Origin of the sequence: Streptomyces sp. 2-1, assembly GCF_048564895.1 — a bacterium.
Classification (GTDB): Bacteria; Actinomycetota; Actinomycetes; order Streptomycetales; family Streptomycetaceae; genus Streptomyces; species Streptomyces phaeochromogenes.
The window spans coordinates 8,198,564-8,214,482 of the sequence record NZ_CP183383.1 but is presented as its reverse complement, the minus strand read 5'-3'; the positions used below and the strand labels follow the sequence as shown (position 1 = coordinate 8,214,482).

The following is a 15,919-nucleotide window of genomic DNA, read 5'->3' as shown; positions in this document are numbered from 1 at the left end:
GAACTGGGGCTTCTCATGGACCGGGTGACGTTGAACGAATTGCACCCTTGCATGCGCGGCCAAGAAGCCAGATGCTCAGGCCCAGCGGTGCTGAGCGAACGCGGCGCCAGTTGCAGCCCCAGTCACGGGCCGCCTACGAGACGAGGCACTGCAGACGATCCAAGTCGTGCGCCGCCCCGCAGCTCGCCATACGCCTCAACCCCCTGCGCCGACCAAAGCGTGTGCACACCTCGATCCCATACGCGGGCTGCCGCCCGAGGCTTCAACAGGATGCCCGAGAGCCATACTTGACCATGCGGGGACCATCCTTTGACGACTCGATACGCGAGAGGCAGCAATCCGGTGAGCAGCGGCAACCAGGGCGTGCGGAAGGCCGAGGTACGGCTCAAGTGGGATCCGAGTCCCTGGAACCAGCCACCCCACCATCTCGACATCATCGCCACGACCTACTCGGCGGACGCCCCGTACGGGAGACCGGTGTACATCGTCCACTTCGACAGCCGCTCACCGGACGGCACCATCAACATGAGCCGGCACAGCCAGACCGGCCAGGGCTTCGGCTACGTCGAAGTGATGACCCTGGAGCTCGATCGCCTCGCCCCCTCCTTCGCACGGGTGGTCGTGGGCGTGGCAATCCACCAGAACAGCGGCCCCAAAACCTTCGGTGACCTGTCGAACGCCGGAGTGCTCGTCGCCGAGGGCTACAAGGAACTCCTCAAGGACGACTTCGCGCAGGTCTCCGGATGCACCGCCACAACGGTCGCGGAGTTCACCCGGGACGCCTCCACATCATGGGAGTTCCACAAGATGGTCCGGGGATTCGACAGCGACCCCGAGGTCTTCACCGCGGCGATGGGCAGCACCCCGTAACCCGACCGGCCGGCAAAGCCCGAGCCGCGACCGATCGCGGTGGCCCCGCCCCGCCGCTGTACCAAAGCCGAGGATCGTCTACGCAGCAAGACTCCGTCTTCCTGCGCCGCTCCATGGCCGATCTGGCATGGATACCGGCTGCGTCGGCCTGAGAACCGTACTCCGGGACCAGCGCTCGCGCGTTCGCTGCGGCGCCCGGCCTCTCAGGGGGGCGATACCGAAGGGCAGCAGGGCCGTGGTGGCAGGCCGATGCAGCACCAGAAGAAGACCACCAGGCCCCGACCTCCTTTGCCGGGGCGAGAGTAGATCGGCTGTCTTTGCGCCGTCGATGCCGGAGCCCGGCAGTCTTCTGCCAAGGAGACCGCATCGGCTTGGCCAGGCTGCGCAAGCCTCGGTCCATCCGACGTCCTCGCAGGTAGGGTCTGCGACCGCGATCCTGACGCGCGGTTGCTGCCCGGCGCCCGGGGACGGCAAGGGTGTCGGCAGCGGCTACTCACCACTGCCTTGTGACAGGTTCGGGCCGTCGCCTGCGTACACGTCGACAATCCGGAGCAGCCCCAGCTGTTCGAGGGTGGCGCGGGGCTGAGGACCCACGTGGGTGGCGATCACTCGTGTGCCGTGCGATCGCGCGGCCCGCAGCGCCATGAAGATCATCCCCGCGCCGTCGCTGCTGAGGTAAGTCACCTTGCCGAAGTCGATCACGAGCAAGGCGATTTCCGAGCGCAGGAGTTCCGCGAGATCCGTTCCGAGCCGTCTCGCGTTCTCCGAGGTGATCTCCCCCGACAGATGGACGACGGCCCGGTCACGCGTGATCTCGGTTCTGAGCCCGCGCCCTCGGAACGGATGACGCAGGCGACTGCCCGCATCCAGCCGCGCAAGATGTCCGGCTGGGTACTGGGCGGGGGAAGAGTCCGGCATGCGGGGCTCCAGGGCAGTGGGCGGTTACCTGCCGACCAGACTTCCCGGCGCACCTGAGTATCAGCGTACGGGCCTCGCGCCGCGGCCGCCGTTCGGAGGACCGGGCATTGCGCTGAACGGCGTCTACGCACGTCGAGGCTACTTCTGGCATTCAGGATTGCCGAGATCCAGCAATCGCGGGGAGCGCATCGTGCGCAGGCGGACTCTGTCAAAGATGCGTCAAGGACCTGTAGGGTTTCCCTCGGTGTGCCGGGAAGCCTGGTCGGCGAGTAGGGGATCACTCTCTCTTCCGATCGGGGGTCCGTCATGGTGCTTGTGGCGGTGTTCGGTGTTGCACTGTTGGTGGCGGTTCTGTTGTCGGGTCTGGCGGCCCGGACGGTGCTTTCCACGTCATTCCTCTTCCTCGTAGGCGGAGCGCTCGTCAGCGACGGTTTCCTCGGCCTGATTCACATCACGCCGGACAGTGAGATCGTGGCCATAACGGCCGACCTGGCGCTGTTCGCGGTGCTGTTCACCGACGGCATGCACGTCTCCCTGCCCAAGCTGCGGGCCAACTGGAAGAATCCGGCGCGTGCTCTGGGGCTGGGCATGCCTCTCGCATTTGTCTTCATGGCGCTGATCACGCACTTCTTGGTGGGCCTGGACTGGACGACATCGTTCCTGGTGGGTGCGGTCCTGGCGCCCACCGACCCGGTGTTCGCCTCGGCGATCGTGGGGCGCCATGAAGTCCCCGCCAAGCTGCGGCAGTTGCTGAACGTGGAGAGCGGCATCAACGACGGCCTGGCCCTGCCGATCGTGCTCATCCTCATCGCCGCCGCGGGCCCGACGGCCGACAGTGCTGAGGCCTCGGGTTCCAAGATCGCTCTGGAGCTGCTGCTCGGCCTCGTGTTCGGCGTCGCGCTCCCGCTGCTCGTCAGTGGGCTGGTGCGCTTCCGGCTGCTGGGCGCGGAGCCCAAGCTGCAGCCGCTGCTGCCGCTGGCGACCGGGATCATCCTGTACGCGGCCTGCCACCTGACCCACGCCAACCCTTACCTGGCGGCGTTCTCGGCCGGCGCGACGTTGGTCCACGTCTCTCCGGAGGCGAAGCAGTCCTTCGAGCCGCTCGGCGAGGCTCTGGCAGAGCTCGCGAAATTCGCGGCGCTGCTGGTCTTCGGCGCGCTGCTGACGCCCCAGCTCTTCGGCGACCTGTCGGTCGGCGGCTACGTGGCAGCAGTCCTGGCGATCGTCCTGATCCGCCCGGCGTCACTGCTGCTCTCCCTGCTCGGCACGAGCATCTCGCGCAGGGAGAGGCTGGTGGCCGCCTGGTTCGGCCCGAAGGGCTTCGCGTCGGTGGTCTACGGCCTGCTGGTGCTGCAGTCCGGCATCCCGCAGGCCGAAGCGGCGTTCACGCTGATCGCGGTCTGCATCGCCTTCTCGATCATCGCCCACAGCTCCACGGACGTGCCGATCGCCCATGCCTTCGACGTCGACGACCTCGCCGGGATCCCGTCGGGCCGCGAGGACGCCGACGCACCGACCAAGGAGACCTCCGCTGATGTACGCACGTGATCTGGCCAGGAGCTATCCCACCGTGTCCGCGGACGACGACGCTCTCGATGCAGTCCGGCTGGTGGCGCGCGGGCAGGTACCGGCCCTGCTGGTCCTCGACCCGGACCAGTACCCGTATGCGATCGTGTCCGCCACCCGTCTCGTCACGGCGCTTGTGCCCGACAGCGTCCAGGATGACCCGCTCCTCGCATCGGTGATCGACGACCGGTTCGACGACGACGTCAGAGCGTCGATGGTGGGGCGATCGGTGATCGAGTGGCTGCCGCGCCGCACCATCACCGCTGCCGTGGTCGGCCCGGACGCCTCGGCCATGCAGATCGCGGCGCTGATGGCGCGCAAGGACACCTCGGTCGTCGCGGTCGTCGAACACAGTGGCCACAAAGCCGCCCTGATCGGCGCGATCACCGCGGCCACGCTGTTGGAGCACTTCACCGGAGGTTCATGAGCGACTGGTGCGGCCATGGTTGCGAACTGTGTCTGGCAGGGCTGCTTCGCGCCCGCCCGCCTCCTCGACCGCAGCCTGGGCCTGCAAGGCATTCCGCCTGACACTTGCTCGATGTGCCTCGCTCAGGCACCGCCCGCCGCCGTACCCCGACGACTTGGATCGAAACGAGAGCACACGTGGATTCGTCAGTGATCGCGCCCGTGACCGTCGTGGCCATGCTGGTCATCCGGACCGCTCTGGTGGAAATCCGTCAGCCGGGAAGCTGCCGCCGCGAGTGGTCTTTCCTTTCCAACCGCTGTGCGATGGCTGCGGGATGCGCCACGGTCTCGCTTGTCTCCGTCGGCGGCTGGCAGGCGGTCGGTTTCGCCGCGACGGCCTGGGCAGTGCTTGCCGGGGCGCTCGTCGCCCACATCGTCGACCTGCGTACCGGCCCTGCGGCAGTGAGGGGGGAGGACTCGAACGATGCGCATCGTTGAACCGGCGGCGACGCCGGGACCAGCGTCGCATCTCCTCCTTCAGTCCGCTCCTCACCGTGCATCGGCGATTTCGGAAGGCGGAATTCATTGGTCTGGGTATGGACTGGCAGCGCTCAGAATCATCAACCGGAACGGGTGAACAGGACTACCTCGTCCGTCCCGGCCGCATCCACCGAGATCGTCTCGCTGAACCGGGGAAATCGCGTCATTGGACAGCTGCGTTTCCGCGCCTGCAAGACGTGCCGTGCAGGGCGGATTCTGGACATCTGGATTTGCGACATCTGGCAAGGTCAAGGGCTGGGACGCGAGCTGGTCCATTCGCTGCTCGCCCGCCGCCCCGGCTACCGGTGGAGTACCACGTTGCAGAGCCGAGCCGGGCGGGGATTCTTCACCGCGATGGCGCGGGAGACGACGGTGGCGCTGCCGCGTGGTGGCCCGTTGTGCTCCCACCTCACGGGCTGGTTCCAACGGACACGGCAGCGTTGGCTGGAAGACCGGTCGTTCCGCTGAAACAGCACGCATTCAGTGGCGCGAATCGTGGTCAGGCAGCCGGCTGATGCCTCCGGCACCCCCGATGTGGTGAAGGGACCGGGCATGGCGGCGCGCGTCTCGGATACCTCGGGTGGCCGCCGACTCGATCCGGTGCGCTTCGGCGCTGGTGCCGAGCCGTCGGCGCTCTCGCCGGACAAGAACCCCCGTTGCCCAGGTCACAAGCATGACCATAGCGACGCCGGTGATCACCACAAGGACCATCCGTATCCCCGTTCGTCAGGGGCTTCTGCCGGTGCCAACCGGAAGCCCTCCGCCCCAACTCCTCATCCACCTCACAGGATGGAGTTCGGACACACGCTCAATCCTGCGGACGCGGCCTGCCCGGATCACTGACCGTCACCGGCACATACCTGCCCTGGGCGTCTTCCGGAGTCCGGCAATCACGTGCGCGCCTGCGCCGTCGGCCAGTCGATTCCGGCCGCGGTCAGTACGCGTCCGTACTTGGTGAGGCGGCGCCTGGCGAGAAGCAGGCCCAGGGCCCACAGGGCGGCGAAGAACAGCCAGACAGCGGCGCAGACCCCCAGGGCGGCCGGGGTGAAGCCGGTCTGGGAGAGCGGGATGAGCATGGCGAGCGGGAGGATCACCAGCGCGATCAGGCCGCGCCGCCGGTGGGTGCGGCTGTAGTCGACCATGATGCGGGCGTGCAGCAGGTCGACGTCCCGCCGGGCTTCGGCCACCGGGCGCAGGCGGTTCCCACCAGGGCGCATGCCCGGCAGCGGGCCGCCCTGGAGCGCGGTGGGGTATTGCCCTGCGGTCTGGGTGGCGCGCTCCATCGCGTCCGGTGTGCGGCGGAAGGCGAAGTACGGATTGGGGCTTCCCTTCGGCGAGATCGGGGAGAGGCCGTCGTACTCGTAGCCGTACTGCTCGGCGATGTAGGCGAAGGCGGCGAACTTCCGCCAGGACCGCTGAAGATTGCGGGCATCGTGCCGCTGCGAGCCCTGCGAGCCGTCCCTCAACAGAGCCTTCAGCTGGGGCTGCAGGAACATCGCGCCTCCTGGATCCGGATTTGTAGGCACTGTCAGCATGCCGTAGCGGTGTGGTCACGCCGATGGCGGAACCACTCACCTCACGGATAGCTTCCTATCACCTGGATGATCCGTCTCCCCACCGGCGGGAGGCGAACAGCAATGTAGGGGGACAAGCAGTGGGTTCGTCGAAGTATCCCCATCTCGGGTTCGATCCGGCGCCGGGCGACCTGGAGACCGTGCGGCTGATGGTCTCCGCGATCGGCCGGGTCGACCGGGACAGCGGTACCGCGCAGACGCAGCTCAGCAAGATCGGTACGTCCGACGGGATCTGGGTGGGCAAGTCCGCCGACACGTTCACGAAGTCCGTGGAGAAGATTCCCCCGTATCTCAAGAAGGCGCTCGGCTCGATCAGTTCGGCCCACCGGGCGCTGTCCGGCTGGGAGACCAGCCTGGACGGCTTCCAGACGCGGGCCCGCAAACTGGAGGAGGAAGCCGCCGCAGCCGCGCAGAAGGTGAGCACCACGAAGGGCACTCTCGACGGGTTGCCGAAGGAGACATCCACGCTCTCCGAGAAGGAGAAGGACGAGCACGACGAGGACAAGAAGGACAAGCAGAAGGCGTACGACACAGCCAACGACGAGCTGGAGGCCATCCGAGATCGTGCCCGCACTCTGCACACGGAGTACACGACCGCGGCGGACGCGACGGCTCGTACGATCAAGGACGCGGCGGACGACGCTCCGCCCGAACCCGGCTGGTTCGACGACCTGGTGGACGGGTTCACGGACTTTCTGTCCGATGCCTGGAACGTCCTGTCGGACCCGAACTTCTGGAAGCTGGTCGGCGACATCCTCGCCGACATCGCCATGGTCATCGGTGTGATCTGCCTCGTCGCCCTCGCCCTGGGTACCGGGGTGGGCGCACTCGGTCTGATCGGCTTCATCGTCGGCGTGGGTGCGCTGGCCGCGCACAGTGCCGCGATGATCGGCGGTGCCGAGGGCGTGACCTGGCAGACGCTCGCCTGGGACGCGCTCGGCGTGGTCGCCGGCGGTGTGGGTCTCGCGGGCGCCAAGCTCGCCCAGGCGGGCCGGCTGATGGTGCAGTCCGGGCGGACACTGCGGGCCTCCGAGGGCTTCATGGCGACACTCGGCAGGATCGGCCCCGGCGCCTGGGGCAACATCGCCAAGATCCCCAGCGGCATGGCCAACTCGATGCGCGGCTTCGCCATGGCGGGGCAGGGCTGGGTCCATGTCGCCGCCGGCCGGACCCTCGACGTGGTCGGCACGGTGACCGGGGCGGGTTTCGCGTTCGGCTCCAACACCAACGAGGGCCGGTGGCTGGACGGCGACTGGAACATCTCCGACATCCCCGTCGTCGGCCCGGCAGCCGGGTTCTTCGACTACGAGGCACCGGACAACGAGCCCACGACCATGGCCCCCGGCCCGCTGGGACCGCAGTTCGACACCGCCACGACGCTCACCTCCGCCGGAGACAGCTTCACCAAAGGCCTGCAGCCCTCGAACTTCGGAACCGTCGCATGACCCACAGCCCAGTCGAAGCCGCCATCGCACGGGAAATTCCGTACGCCTTCCAGTACACCGTCCCCGACGAGTTCGTGCGCCTGCCCGACCCCGCCGCCTCCGACGGCTGGCAGGACGCACTGGCCAAACTCATGCCGGATGCCGACGAGCAGCAACTCGCCTCTGCCACCGAGCAGTTGCGTGCGACCCTGCCCGGCCTGTCCGCGGGCGGTGAGGAGACCGTCGCCCTCACCGCCATGTGTCTGGGCACCGAGGACGTGGCCGGTGACGAGCGGCTGTCCATGGGCCTGCTCGCCGTCACCGTCAAGCCGAGCGGGCACCGGGACCGGCTGCTGGCCGCCGAGGGCATCTACCGCGCGAAGGAACAGAAGTTCTTCGCCCGCGAGGGCCACCTCCAGGAGCTGGATTTCGCTCTCGGCAAGGGTGTGCAGGGCAGGCAGGACATGCTGCTGGCGGCCAAACTGCCGTCCGGGCCGGGCGTCATGTCCGCCTCCCTGCGCATGCTCACCCTGCCCGCGAGCTTCGCGGCCGAGACCGGCATCGCGGACGTCGCCGGTACGGGGGAGGCAGTGCGCCCAACTCTTCCCATGGCCCTGCTCCAGCTGATCGTTCCGGCGCCGCGCGACTACTGCGCGTACGTGACGATCTCCACGCCATCGGTGTTCCTGCTGGACTCCTACTGCGGCCGTCTGGCGCAGATCGGCCGGACCTTCACCTTCGACGTTCCGGAGCCGGCCAAACCCTGAACCGGCCGAAGTCGGCTGAGCGAGGGCTACTTCTTGCCCTCGCCCGCCTTCTTCAACTCCTCGTACAGCTTGTCGTCCAGCTTCCGGAACTCCTCCGCGGCCTTCTTGGCGAACTTCGAGACGCCCTTGGTGAGTTTGGAGAGCTCACCGAAGCCGTAGTCCCAGGAATCCGCGAAGTCGTCACACGCGGATTCGAGGCCACCGTGGCCGATCTGCTTCGAGTCGGCGTGTTTCATCTCCTTGGAAGCCGACTTCATCTGACCCCCGCTGGTCTCCAGCGTGCCCGCCATCTCCAGCACTTCATCGCCCGCGAACTTCAGGAAGGACACTCCGGCTCCCCCAGCTTCTGTGCCACACGCACCATCCGGTGACTCAAGAACACTGACGTTAGACGCACAGAGTGCGGTTTCACCAGCCGCTTCGCGACGCCCGGCCCGTCACACTTCCTTGTCCGGCCAGCCCAGGAGCCGGGCTCCGATGACCGCGGTCTGCAAGGTGTAGCGGTGCACGGGATCCGCCGGATTGGCGCCGGTCAGCTTCTGAACGCGTTCCAGGCGATAGGTAAAGGCCCGCACGCTCAGGTTCAGGCGGCGAGCCGCCTCGGCCGAGACACAGCCCGTGTCGAAGTACGCGGTCAGCGTGTCGATGAGCAGTTGCGCCCCTCCACGTGCGGTGTCAAGCGGGCCGAGTGTGTTGTGGACGAGGTCGGCCATGGCCTGCCGGTCCCGGGTGAGCACGGGATAGACGAGGAGGTCGGCGGCGCGCAGCACTGGCTCGTCGAGTCGGAGCCGGTCGGCCAGGTCGAGGGCGTTGAGGGCTTCTTCGTAGGAGTGGACGACTCCCCCGGGCCCGGGGTGCGGCCGTCCGAGAGCGACCCGGCCGCCGTCCGTGGCCGCGTGTGCCTGCTTGGCGAAGAACGTCAGCACGTCCTCCTGGTCTCCGGGCGCAATACAGATCAGCCGCCCGTCCTTCGTGGTGAGCAGGATGCGCCGCTGGCCGAACCGGCCGACCAGGGCACTCTCCACCTGCCGGGTGGCCGGGTCCATGTCTTCGAGCGACTTGCCGCCCTGGGCGACGGCGACCGCGTGGGCCCGGGCAAGGAGCAGCCCGAAGCGTTCGGCGCGTTCGGCCAGGCGCCCCAGGTCGCTGCGGCCGTAGAGCAGGTCGTCGATGAACTCCCGCCGTACGGCCTCCTCCTGCCGTACCGCGAGCTTCTGCGACCGCTCGTGGCCTTCGGCGAAGGCGTCGATGGCTTGCTCGACCGCGGCGAGCACTGGAGCGGCTTCTGTGGCAGGGAGGGTGGGCCAGCTCTCCCGGGTCGCGGACAGGTGCCCGCGGACCAGAGCTCGTAGCCCGAGACCGGCCTCGGCCGCGCGCTCGCCACGGGCACGCAGGGACTGCAGCTCGTCCCGAGTGAGGCGACGACCGGTTGCACCCGCCTCGGCCAGTATCTGGGCATACCCCTCCAGATACTCGTCGGGTATCTCCCGCCCTGTCACCTGTTCTCCTCTGTCCTTGACGCTCTGCTGACCCATTCCTAACGCACGATGGTCAAGAGTGGCAGATCCGAGGGTTGTCAGTCGGCCCAGAACGGTCTCAGCCACGGCCACAGCCTCATCCAGCAGGTGCCTTCGAGGCGGCCCAGGTGCCTGCCACTCCTCCCAAGGCCGGCCCGGCCCATATCGCGATGGCGACGGGGACAGAAAGTGAGAGATCCCAGATGATCACGGCGGTGATCAGCATGCCAAGCCATAGCATTTGCAGCATCACAGCAGCAGTCACTTTTCGCCGTGTACTCCACTCACGCATTGCCAACAACGCTCGCGTACGTTCCCTCCGCGTCCGTCTGCGCTCGGGCCACGTAACCCGTGCGATTGCAAAGTCGTGGTGATCTCTCGGATGTGCAGGTCACGGCGGTATGACGATGCTGGGCGGGTGCGCGACCGGACACAACGAAGCTCCGTTGTGGAGGTGACCTTGCCAAGTCGCCGTCCCACAACGGAGCCTCGATGTGCCGTCAGCCTGCCACCGTCTGTCTGGTCAAGTCGCCCACCTGTCAGCACCGTGCGATCGGCCCGTTGGCCGAGCGGCTGCGGGCACTGGCCGATCCTCGGTGCCGACGCGGGAAGCGCCACCCCTTCAAGGCAGTACTGCTGATCGCCTGCTCCGCCGTGGTGACCGGTGCGAGGAGTTTCGTGGCAATCAGCGAGTGGGCGGCCAAGGCCCCGCAGGACGTCCACCCTGAAGGAACTGGCCGACGCACACGGCATCCGCCTCTTCACCGGCCCGGCCGGCTCGGCCGTCTGGTTCGACTGCAACGCCATGCACGGTTCCGGTGACAACATCACCCCCTACCCTCGCTCCAACGTGTTCATCGCCTTCAACAGCGTCGACAACACCGCGGCCGAGCCCTTCGCCGCCCCCGTCCGCAGACCGGAGTTCATCGGGGCCCGCGACTTCACCCCCGTACGGTAGGCACAGAACTGGTTGTGTCCTGGTGACGGCATCGGGACACAACCAGCGGACCCGCCACTTCATGGGTGGTGGGCAGTGCGGCGTACCGCCGCTCGGTGGCTTCGACGGCCGCCTTGGCGAACCGAGCGGCGTTGCGGGTCTTGCGGTTGAGCAGGCGCAAGGGTTACCGCGGAAGCCCGATGGCCGCCGCCGTTCAGGTACTGGGCCTGAGCGCCGGGTGACCGTGAGGGCCTACCGGTTCATCGCCATCCAGGGTTCACGCCCTCGGTGCGAGAGCCGCTCGCGTCGACCACGACCACCGGCGAATCGCCGGCGGGCGGAAGGTGTCAGGCCGAGTGGTACACGTTGACGCTCCAGTCGGCTCTCCAGTTTCCGTCGCCGAAGTCGAGTGCCGCCGTGCACTTGTAGGTGTTCCCATCGCACGTGAAGCCGGTCACCGGGACCGGAGCGAGTGCCTGGTTCGCGCTCACCTTGGCGGCCCGTGAGTGGTACACGTTGACGCTCCAGTCGGCTTTCCAGTTTCCGTCGCCGAAGTCGAGTGCCGCCGTGCACTTGTAGGTGTTCCCGTCACACGTGAAGCCGGTCACCGGGACCGGAGCGAGTGCCTGGTTCGCGCTCACCTTGGCGGCCCGTGAGTGGTACCCGTTGACGCTCCAGTCGGCTTTCCAGTTTCCGTCGCCGAAGTCGAGTGCCGCCGTGCACTTGTAGGTGTTCCCGTCACACGCGAAGCCGGTCACCGGGACCGGGGCGGCGGCAGCCGGAGCGGCGGCCGAAGCTGTGAACAGGGCCATGGCCCCGAGCGTGGCCGCAGCCTGTAAGGCACGAATCAACATCTTGTTTCCCTCCGATTGGACCGGCAGAGCTTGTTCGACTGTTCGGCTGTGCCGCAGGCCCAGCCGAATGGGCATCCTGGGACCGCTCACCACTCGGCGAGTGCCGACACTTCACGGGCCCCTTTCCGACTCGCCCTCCCTCGACACGACGGATTCGCGAGCACTGCGGTGTTGGGTGGCGATGAGCCATCGATGCATGACCTGGCACCGTTGCAGCGCGAGTGCTTCAAACATCGGGCCTGGCACCAGGCCGCCGCTTGGTGGAAGTCTGAGGATTTTCTGAGGAAGGCATGAGCCCTGTCCTTGCCGAAAACCTCACCCGTCCTGGTGGGAGGCGACGCGTGTGGTGCAGTGGATCTTGGGAGGTGCTGCGTGCGACGCCCTGGCGTGAGCGCTGTGGCGAGATGCCTGACGGCTGGTCAGGTCGGTGATCACGTAGACGGTCTCGCGGCTCTGCTTGCCGGTCTTGGTGTCGGTGCGGTGGCGTACGACCCTGGCGACCTGGGCGGCGTGGGGGAAGCCAACGCCGAGACCGGTGACGGTCAGGGCCTGCACGACCCGGGTCTCCTTGCGGCCGTGGCCGGTGGTGCGGTCGTAGAACTTCGCCGTCGCCTTCTCCCAAGGCAGGGTCCGCAGGTGCTCGTAGAGGTTCTTCTGGTTCCGCTTCAAGGTGAAGGCGTAGTGCGCCTTCTTCGCCTCGACGAGGAAGCGGGCGTGCTCGCGCTGGGTGTGCAGGGCATCGCCGGTCACGGTGACTCCTTGCAGGTCATAGGGGTCCAGGAGGGCGGCGAAGCACGTGATCTCGTTCGTCTTCTCGGGGACCCTGAGCTGGGTGACGGTCATCCCGGTGCCGGTCATCGCGGCGAGCAGGTGCGCGGCTGGGGTGGCGCCGAGGCGCGAGCCGCGGGCGCTCTTGCCGTCGATCGCGAGGGTGTCGGTGCCGGACGGGTCGTGTCCGAGGAGGTCGGGGCAGGCTGCCGGGGCAGGTGTCCTTGATGACCCGGCGGACCGTCGCGCTACTGGGCGGGATGCGCACGGTCAGGGCGGTTGCGGTGCGGGCACCGAGCCGGGCCAGGACGTCCTGCGGGGCCTTGGCCGCCCACTCGCTGATTGCCACGAAACTCCTCGCACCGGTCACCACGGCGGAGCAGGCGATCAGCAGTACTGCCTTGAAGGGGTGGCGCTTCCCGCGTCGGCACCGAGGATCGGCCAGTGCCCGCAGCCGCTCGGCCAACGGGCCGATCGCACGGTGCTGACAGGTGGGCGACTTGACCAGACAGACGGTGGCAGGCTGACGGCACATCGAGGCTCCGTTGTGGGACGGCGACTTGGCAAGGTCACCTCCACAACGGAGCTTCGTTGTGTCCGGTCGCGCACCCGCCCAGCATCGTCATACCGCCGTGACCTGCACATCCGAGAGATCACCACGACTTTGCAATCGCCCTGGCCACGTATCTTGGCACTCGCGCGACGTCCACGACCAGGCACTGGATCTTCGCGGAAAACGAGCCAGAACCGACTCCCACGCACAAACCCAGCCGGGCCACGCGCCGGGTTCCGGCACCGTGCGCTGCCTGCTGGTCCGCGGGACCTCAAGAGCGTGCCTCTCGCTCCCCCGAATCCTGACGCAGCGCTGACGAACCCTTAACAGCAACCGGCATACCAACCACGGCGAATACTGCCGGGACCCGGCAATGCGCCCGTCGCCGTTGAGCAGGCACGATGGGTGGCGGGGAGCACAGGGGGATGGCCCCGGTGCCGGACACCGGCAGGTGCGTTGCGCCGGGGCCACGAAGACTCCCCAACAGCCCGCATCGTCGGGCAACGGGTATCGGGGGGTGAGTATGCGCGCGTTTTTCGAAGCGGCCACCGGATTCCCCTCCCTGTTGTTCACGGCCGCCATGATCGTGATCTTCGCCTTCTGGCTTCTCGTCGCCTTCGGCGCGGCCGGCGCCGACAGCTTCGACGCGGACGCGGATCTCGACGCCTGGGGTATGGGCGGAGTACCGGTCGCGGTCGCGTTCTCCATGCTGGCGGCGTTCGCCTGGCTCCTCAGTCTCGGCACAGTCGTCCTGCTGCACGCTGCCGCTCCCGCGGGAGTCGCCATCGGCCTGCTGAAGATCGTGATGCCGGTCGGAGCGCTGCTCGCCGCCTGGCGACTGACGCGTCTATTCGTACGACCGTTGCACCGCCTCTTCCCCGATGAACCCGGGGCGCCCCGGCCCGTCGAGGCCCTCGCCAGTGGCGGCATCGGTGTGCCCCGTCCTCCCGGCGGGACCGACGACCAAGTCCGGGACACGCCGTACAAGGTGACGTCCGACGCTCGCGACCGCGCCGCCTGAGCCTCACCTCCACCTGGGGCAGGACCGCCGCACCGTCGCGCTCCGCCCTCCCTCGCTCACACTTCCAACTCCCTTACGCCTCAAGGACGTCACTCATGGATGCCATCACCGTGGGCATCGGCGCGCTCGTCGCCGTCTGCCTGCTCGTCGCCCTCGTCATGCTGTTCGTCTTCTCCCGGCTGTTCCGCAAGGTGGAGCAGGGCAAGGCCCTGATCGTCTCCAAGATGCGCAAGGTCGACGTGACCTTCACCGGGCAGGTCGTCCTACCCGTGCTGCACAAGGCCGAGGTCATGGACATCTCGGTGAAGACCATCGAGATCATGCGGGCCGGCCGGGAAGGTCTGATCTGCCAGGACAACATCCGCGCGGACATCCGGATCTCGTTCTTCGTGAAGGTCAACAAGACCGTCGAGGACGTCATCAAAGTCGCGCAGGCCGTCGGCACCGCTCGGGCCAGTGACCGGGACACGTTGCAGGAACTGTTCCACGCGAAGTTCTCCGAGGCGCTCAAGACCGTCGGCAAGCAACTGGACTTCACCGACCTGTACACCAAGCGCGAGGAGCTGCGGTACCGGATCATCGAGGTCATCGGTGTCGACCTCAACGGTTACCACCTGGAGGACGCGGCGATCGACTACCTCGAGCAGACGCCGCTGACCCAGCTCGACCCGGCCAACGTCCTGGACGCCCAGGGCATCCGGAAGATCACCGAGCTGACAGCAATCGAGCACGTCCGCACCAACGAGTTCCAGCGCACCGAGGAGAAGGAGATCACCCGGCAGAACGTGGATGCCCGGGAGGCCATCCTCGAACTGGAGCGCCGTCAGGCCGACGCGGAGATCAAGCAGAAGCGGGAGATCGACACCGTACGGGCCCGTGAGGAGGCCGAAACCGCGCGGGTGGTGGAGGAGGAGCGGCTGCGGGCACAGGGCGCGTTCCTCAAGACCGAGGAACAGCTCGGCATCCAGCGCGAGAACCAGGCCCGTGAGGTCGCGGTCGCGCAGAAGAACCGCGAGCGGGTCATCGCCATCGAGAACGAGCGCATCGAGAAGGACCGCGTCCTTGAGGTCATCGCCCGGGAGCGGGAGACGGAGCTGACCCGGATCTCCGCCGAGAAGGAGGTGGAGGCGGAGAAGCGGGAGATCGCCGAGGTCGTCCGGGAGCGCGTCGCGGTGGACCGCACCGTCGCCGAGCAGGAGGAGTCCATCAAGAAGCTGCGTGCCGTGGAGGAGGCCGAACGCGGCCGGCAGACGGTGATCATCGCCGCCGAGGCCCAGGCGCAGGAAAAGCTGGTCAAGGACATCAAGGCGGCGGAGGCCGCCGAGCAGGCCGCAACCCACCGGGCGGCTGAGCAACTCACGTTGGCGGAAGCCGGGTTGAAGGCAGCCGACCTGGACGCTCGTGCCAAGCTGCGGCTCGCCGAGGGCATCCAGGCCGAGGCGGCGGCCGAAGGGCTCGCGGCCGTCCAGGTGCGGGACAAGGAGGCCGAGGTCATCGAGAAGGCCGGCCTCGCGGAGGCCGAAGCCACCCAGGCACGCCTCAAGGCGGAGGCCGAGGGCGCCCGGGCCAAGGCGCACGCCGAGGCCGAGGCGATCGGCGGCAGGCTGAAGGCCGAGGCGGCCGGGCTAACCGAGAAGGCCGCCGCGATGGCCGCCCTCGACGACGCCTCCCGCGGCCACGAGGAGTACCGGCTGCGCCTGGAGGCCGAGAAGGACATCCGGCTCGCCGGCCTGGACGTGCAGCGCCAGGTCGCCGAGGCGCAGGCCACGGTACTGGCGACCGGCCTGGAGAACGCCGACATCAACATCGTCGGCGGCGAGTCCGTCTTCCTCGACCGCCTCGTCTCCTCGATCGGGCTCGGCAAGAGCGTCGACGGATTCATGCAGCACTCCGAGACCGCGCAGGCGCTTGCCAAACCCTGGCTGGACGGCACGTCGAGCTTCACCGACGACGTGAGCCGCGTCCTCGGTTCGGTCTCCACGGCCGACGTGCAGAACCTGACCGTGTCGGCGCTGCTGATGAAGCTGATGAAGGCGGACGGTGTCAACGCCGGCCGGCTGGAGCTGCTCATGGACCGGGCAGGCGAACTGGGCCTGGCCGACCTGCCGCTTGCCGAACTCAACGGCGGCGTCAAGGCCTGATCACCCGGCGACCGGGGCCGGAGCTGCAGCACAGGGGACGGCAGCTCCGGCCCCTCTCCCGTGA

14 protein-coding genes and 3 pseudogenes are annotated in these 15,919 nt (G+C 67.8%); 10 read left to right on the top strand and 7 right to left on the bottom strand.

Annotated features, from left to right (window positions below; translation table 11 throughout):
* Positions 1-342: 342 nt before the first annotated feature.
* Positions 343-870 (top strand): TerD family protein, encoded by a 528-nt coding sequence (locus ACN20J_RS36130; RefSeq protein WP_266760950.1) that lies wholly within the window; start codon positions 343-345, stop codon positions 868-870.
* Between the two features lie 489 nt (positions 871-1,359).
* On the opposite strand, the gene ACN20J_RS36125 is transcribed toward ACN20J_RS36130, so the two are convergent.
* Positions 1,360-1,788: an STAS domain-containing protein gene (locus tag ACN20J_RS36125; RefSeq protein WP_266760948.1), complete on the bottom strand. Its 429-nt coding sequence runs from the start codon at positions 1,786-1,788 to the stop codon at positions 1,360-1,362.
* Between the two features lie 306 nt (positions 1,789-2,094).
* Between ACN20J_RS36125 and ACN20J_RS36120 the strand changes: the two genes are divergently transcribed.
* The 3 genes from ACN20J_RS36120 (at position 2,095) to ACN20J_RS36110 (ending at position 4,257) form a co-directional block, all read left to right on the top strand.
* Positions 2,095-3,336 (top strand): cation:proton antiporter, encoded by a 1,242-nt coding sequence (locus tag ACN20J_RS36120; RefSeq protein ID WP_266760935.1) that lies wholly within the window; start codon positions 2,095-2,097, stop codon positions 3,334-3,336.
* Positions 3,323-3,781 carry a CBS domain-containing protein gene (locus ACN20J_RS36115; RefSeq protein ID WP_266760933.1) on the top strand — a complete coding sequence of 153 codons (459 nt, stop codon included), beginning with the start codon at positions 3,323-3,325 and terminating at the stop codon, positions 3,779-3,781. Before ACN20J_RS36120 ends, ACN20J_RS36115 begins: the two co-directional genes overlap by 14 nt.
* A gap of 176 nt (positions 3,782-3,957) precedes the next feature.
* Positions 3,958-4,257 carry a hypothetical protein gene (locus ACN20J_RS36110; RefSeq protein ID WP_266760930.1) on the top strand — a complete coding sequence of 100 codons (300 nt, stop codon included), beginning with the start codon at positions 3,958-3,960 and terminating at the stop codon, positions 4,255-4,257.
* A 932-nt stretch (positions 4,258-5,189) separates the two neighbouring features.
* Here the strand turns inward: ACN20J_RS36110 and ACN20J_RS36105 are convergent.
* Positions 5,190-5,795: a hypothetical protein gene (locus ACN20J_RS36105; RefSeq protein WP_266760928.1), complete on the bottom strand. Its 606-nt coding sequence runs from the start codon at positions 5,793-5,795 to the stop codon at positions 5,190-5,192.
* A 158-nt stretch (positions 5,796-5,953) separates the two neighbouring features.
* Between ACN20J_RS36105 and ACN20J_RS36100 the strand changes: the two genes are divergently transcribed.
* On the top strand, positions 5,954-7,318 hold the full coding sequence (locus ACN20J_RS36100) for a phage holin family protein (RefSeq protein ID WP_266760926.1): 1,365 nt from the start codon (positions 5,954-5,956) through the stop codon (positions 7,316-7,318).
* On the top strand, positions 7,315-8,064 hold the full coding sequence (locus tag ACN20J_RS36095) for a hypothetical protein (protein WP_266760924.1): 750 nt from the start codon (positions 7,315-7,317) through the stop codon (positions 8,062-8,064). Before ACN20J_RS36100 ends, ACN20J_RS36095 begins: the two co-directional genes overlap by 4 nt.
* A 26-nt stretch (positions 8,065-8,090) precedes the next feature.
* Here the strand turns inward: ACN20J_RS36095 and ACN20J_RS36090 are convergent, their stop codons facing one another.
* Together ACN20J_RS36090 and ACN20J_RS36085 are read right to left on the bottom strand one after the other, a co-directional pair.
* Positions 8,091-8,393 (bottom strand): hypothetical protein, encoded by a 303-nt coding sequence (locus ACN20J_RS36090; protein WP_266760922.1) that lies wholly within the window; start codon positions 8,391-8,393, stop codon positions 8,091-8,093.
* A gap of 108 nt (positions 8,394-8,501) precedes the next feature.
* Positions 8,502-9,563 carry a PucR family transcriptional regulator gene (locus ACN20J_RS36085; protein WP_266760920.1) on the bottom strand — a complete coding sequence of 354 codons (1,062 nt, stop codon included), beginning with the start codon at positions 9,561-9,563 and terminating at the stop codon, positions 8,502-8,504.
* Between the two features lie 510 nt (positions 9,564-10,073).
* Here ACN20J_RS36085 and ACN20J_RS36080 point away from each other — a divergent pair.
* Both ACN20J_RS36080 and ACN20J_RS36075 read left to right on the top strand, forming a co-directional pair.
* Positions 10,074-10,403 carry a transposase family protein gene (locus tag ACN20J_RS36080; RefSeq protein WP_353963674.1) on the top strand — a complete coding sequence of 110 codons (330 nt, stop codon included), beginning with the start codon at positions 10,074-10,076 and terminating at the stop codon, positions 10,401-10,403.
* A pseudogene (locus ACN20J_RS36075) lies at positions 10,306-10,539 on the top strand (phytanoyl-CoA dioxygenase family protein); the annotation flags it as partial. The gene ACN20J_RS36080 and the pseudogene ACN20J_RS36075, both read left to right, overlap by 98 nt.
* 326 nt (positions 10,540-10,865) lie before the next feature.
* On the opposite strand, the gene ACN20J_RS36070 reads toward ACN20J_RS36075, so the two are convergent.
* The 3 genes and pseudogenes from ACN20J_RS36070 to ACN20J_RS36060 all read right to left on the bottom strand — a co-directional run.
* Positions 10,866-11,330 carry a hypothetical protein gene (locus ACN20J_RS36070; protein ID WP_266760918.1) on the bottom strand — a complete coding sequence of 155 codons (465 nt, stop codon included), beginning with the start codon at positions 11,328-11,330 and terminating at the stop codon, positions 10,866-10,868.
* A 357-nt stretch (positions 11,331-11,687) separates the two neighbouring features.
* Positions 11,688-12,302 (bottom strand): annotated as a pseudogene (locus tag ACN20J_RS36065) (ISAs1 family transposase); the annotation flags it as partial.
* Positions 12,303-12,357: 55 nt separating this feature from the next.
* Positions 12,358-12,675: pseudogene (locus ACN20J_RS36060) on the bottom strand (transposase family protein); the annotation flags it as partial.
* A gap of 541 nt (positions 12,676-13,216) precedes the next feature.
* Here ACN20J_RS36060 and ACN20J_RS36055 point away from each other — a divergent pair.
* Complete coding sequence (locus ACN20J_RS36055) at positions 13,217-13,714, top strand: hypothetical protein (RefSeq protein ID WP_266760916.1); 498 nt, start codon at positions 13,217-13,219, stop codon at positions 13,712-13,714.
* A 95-nt stretch (positions 13,715-13,809) separates the two neighbouring features.
* On the top strand, positions 13,810-15,855 hold the full coding sequence (locus ACN20J_RS36050) for a flotillin family protein (RefSeq protein ID WP_266760914.1): 2,046 nt from the start codon (positions 13,810-13,812) through the stop codon (positions 15,853-15,855).
* Positions 15,856-15,919 lie beyond the last annotated feature (64 nt).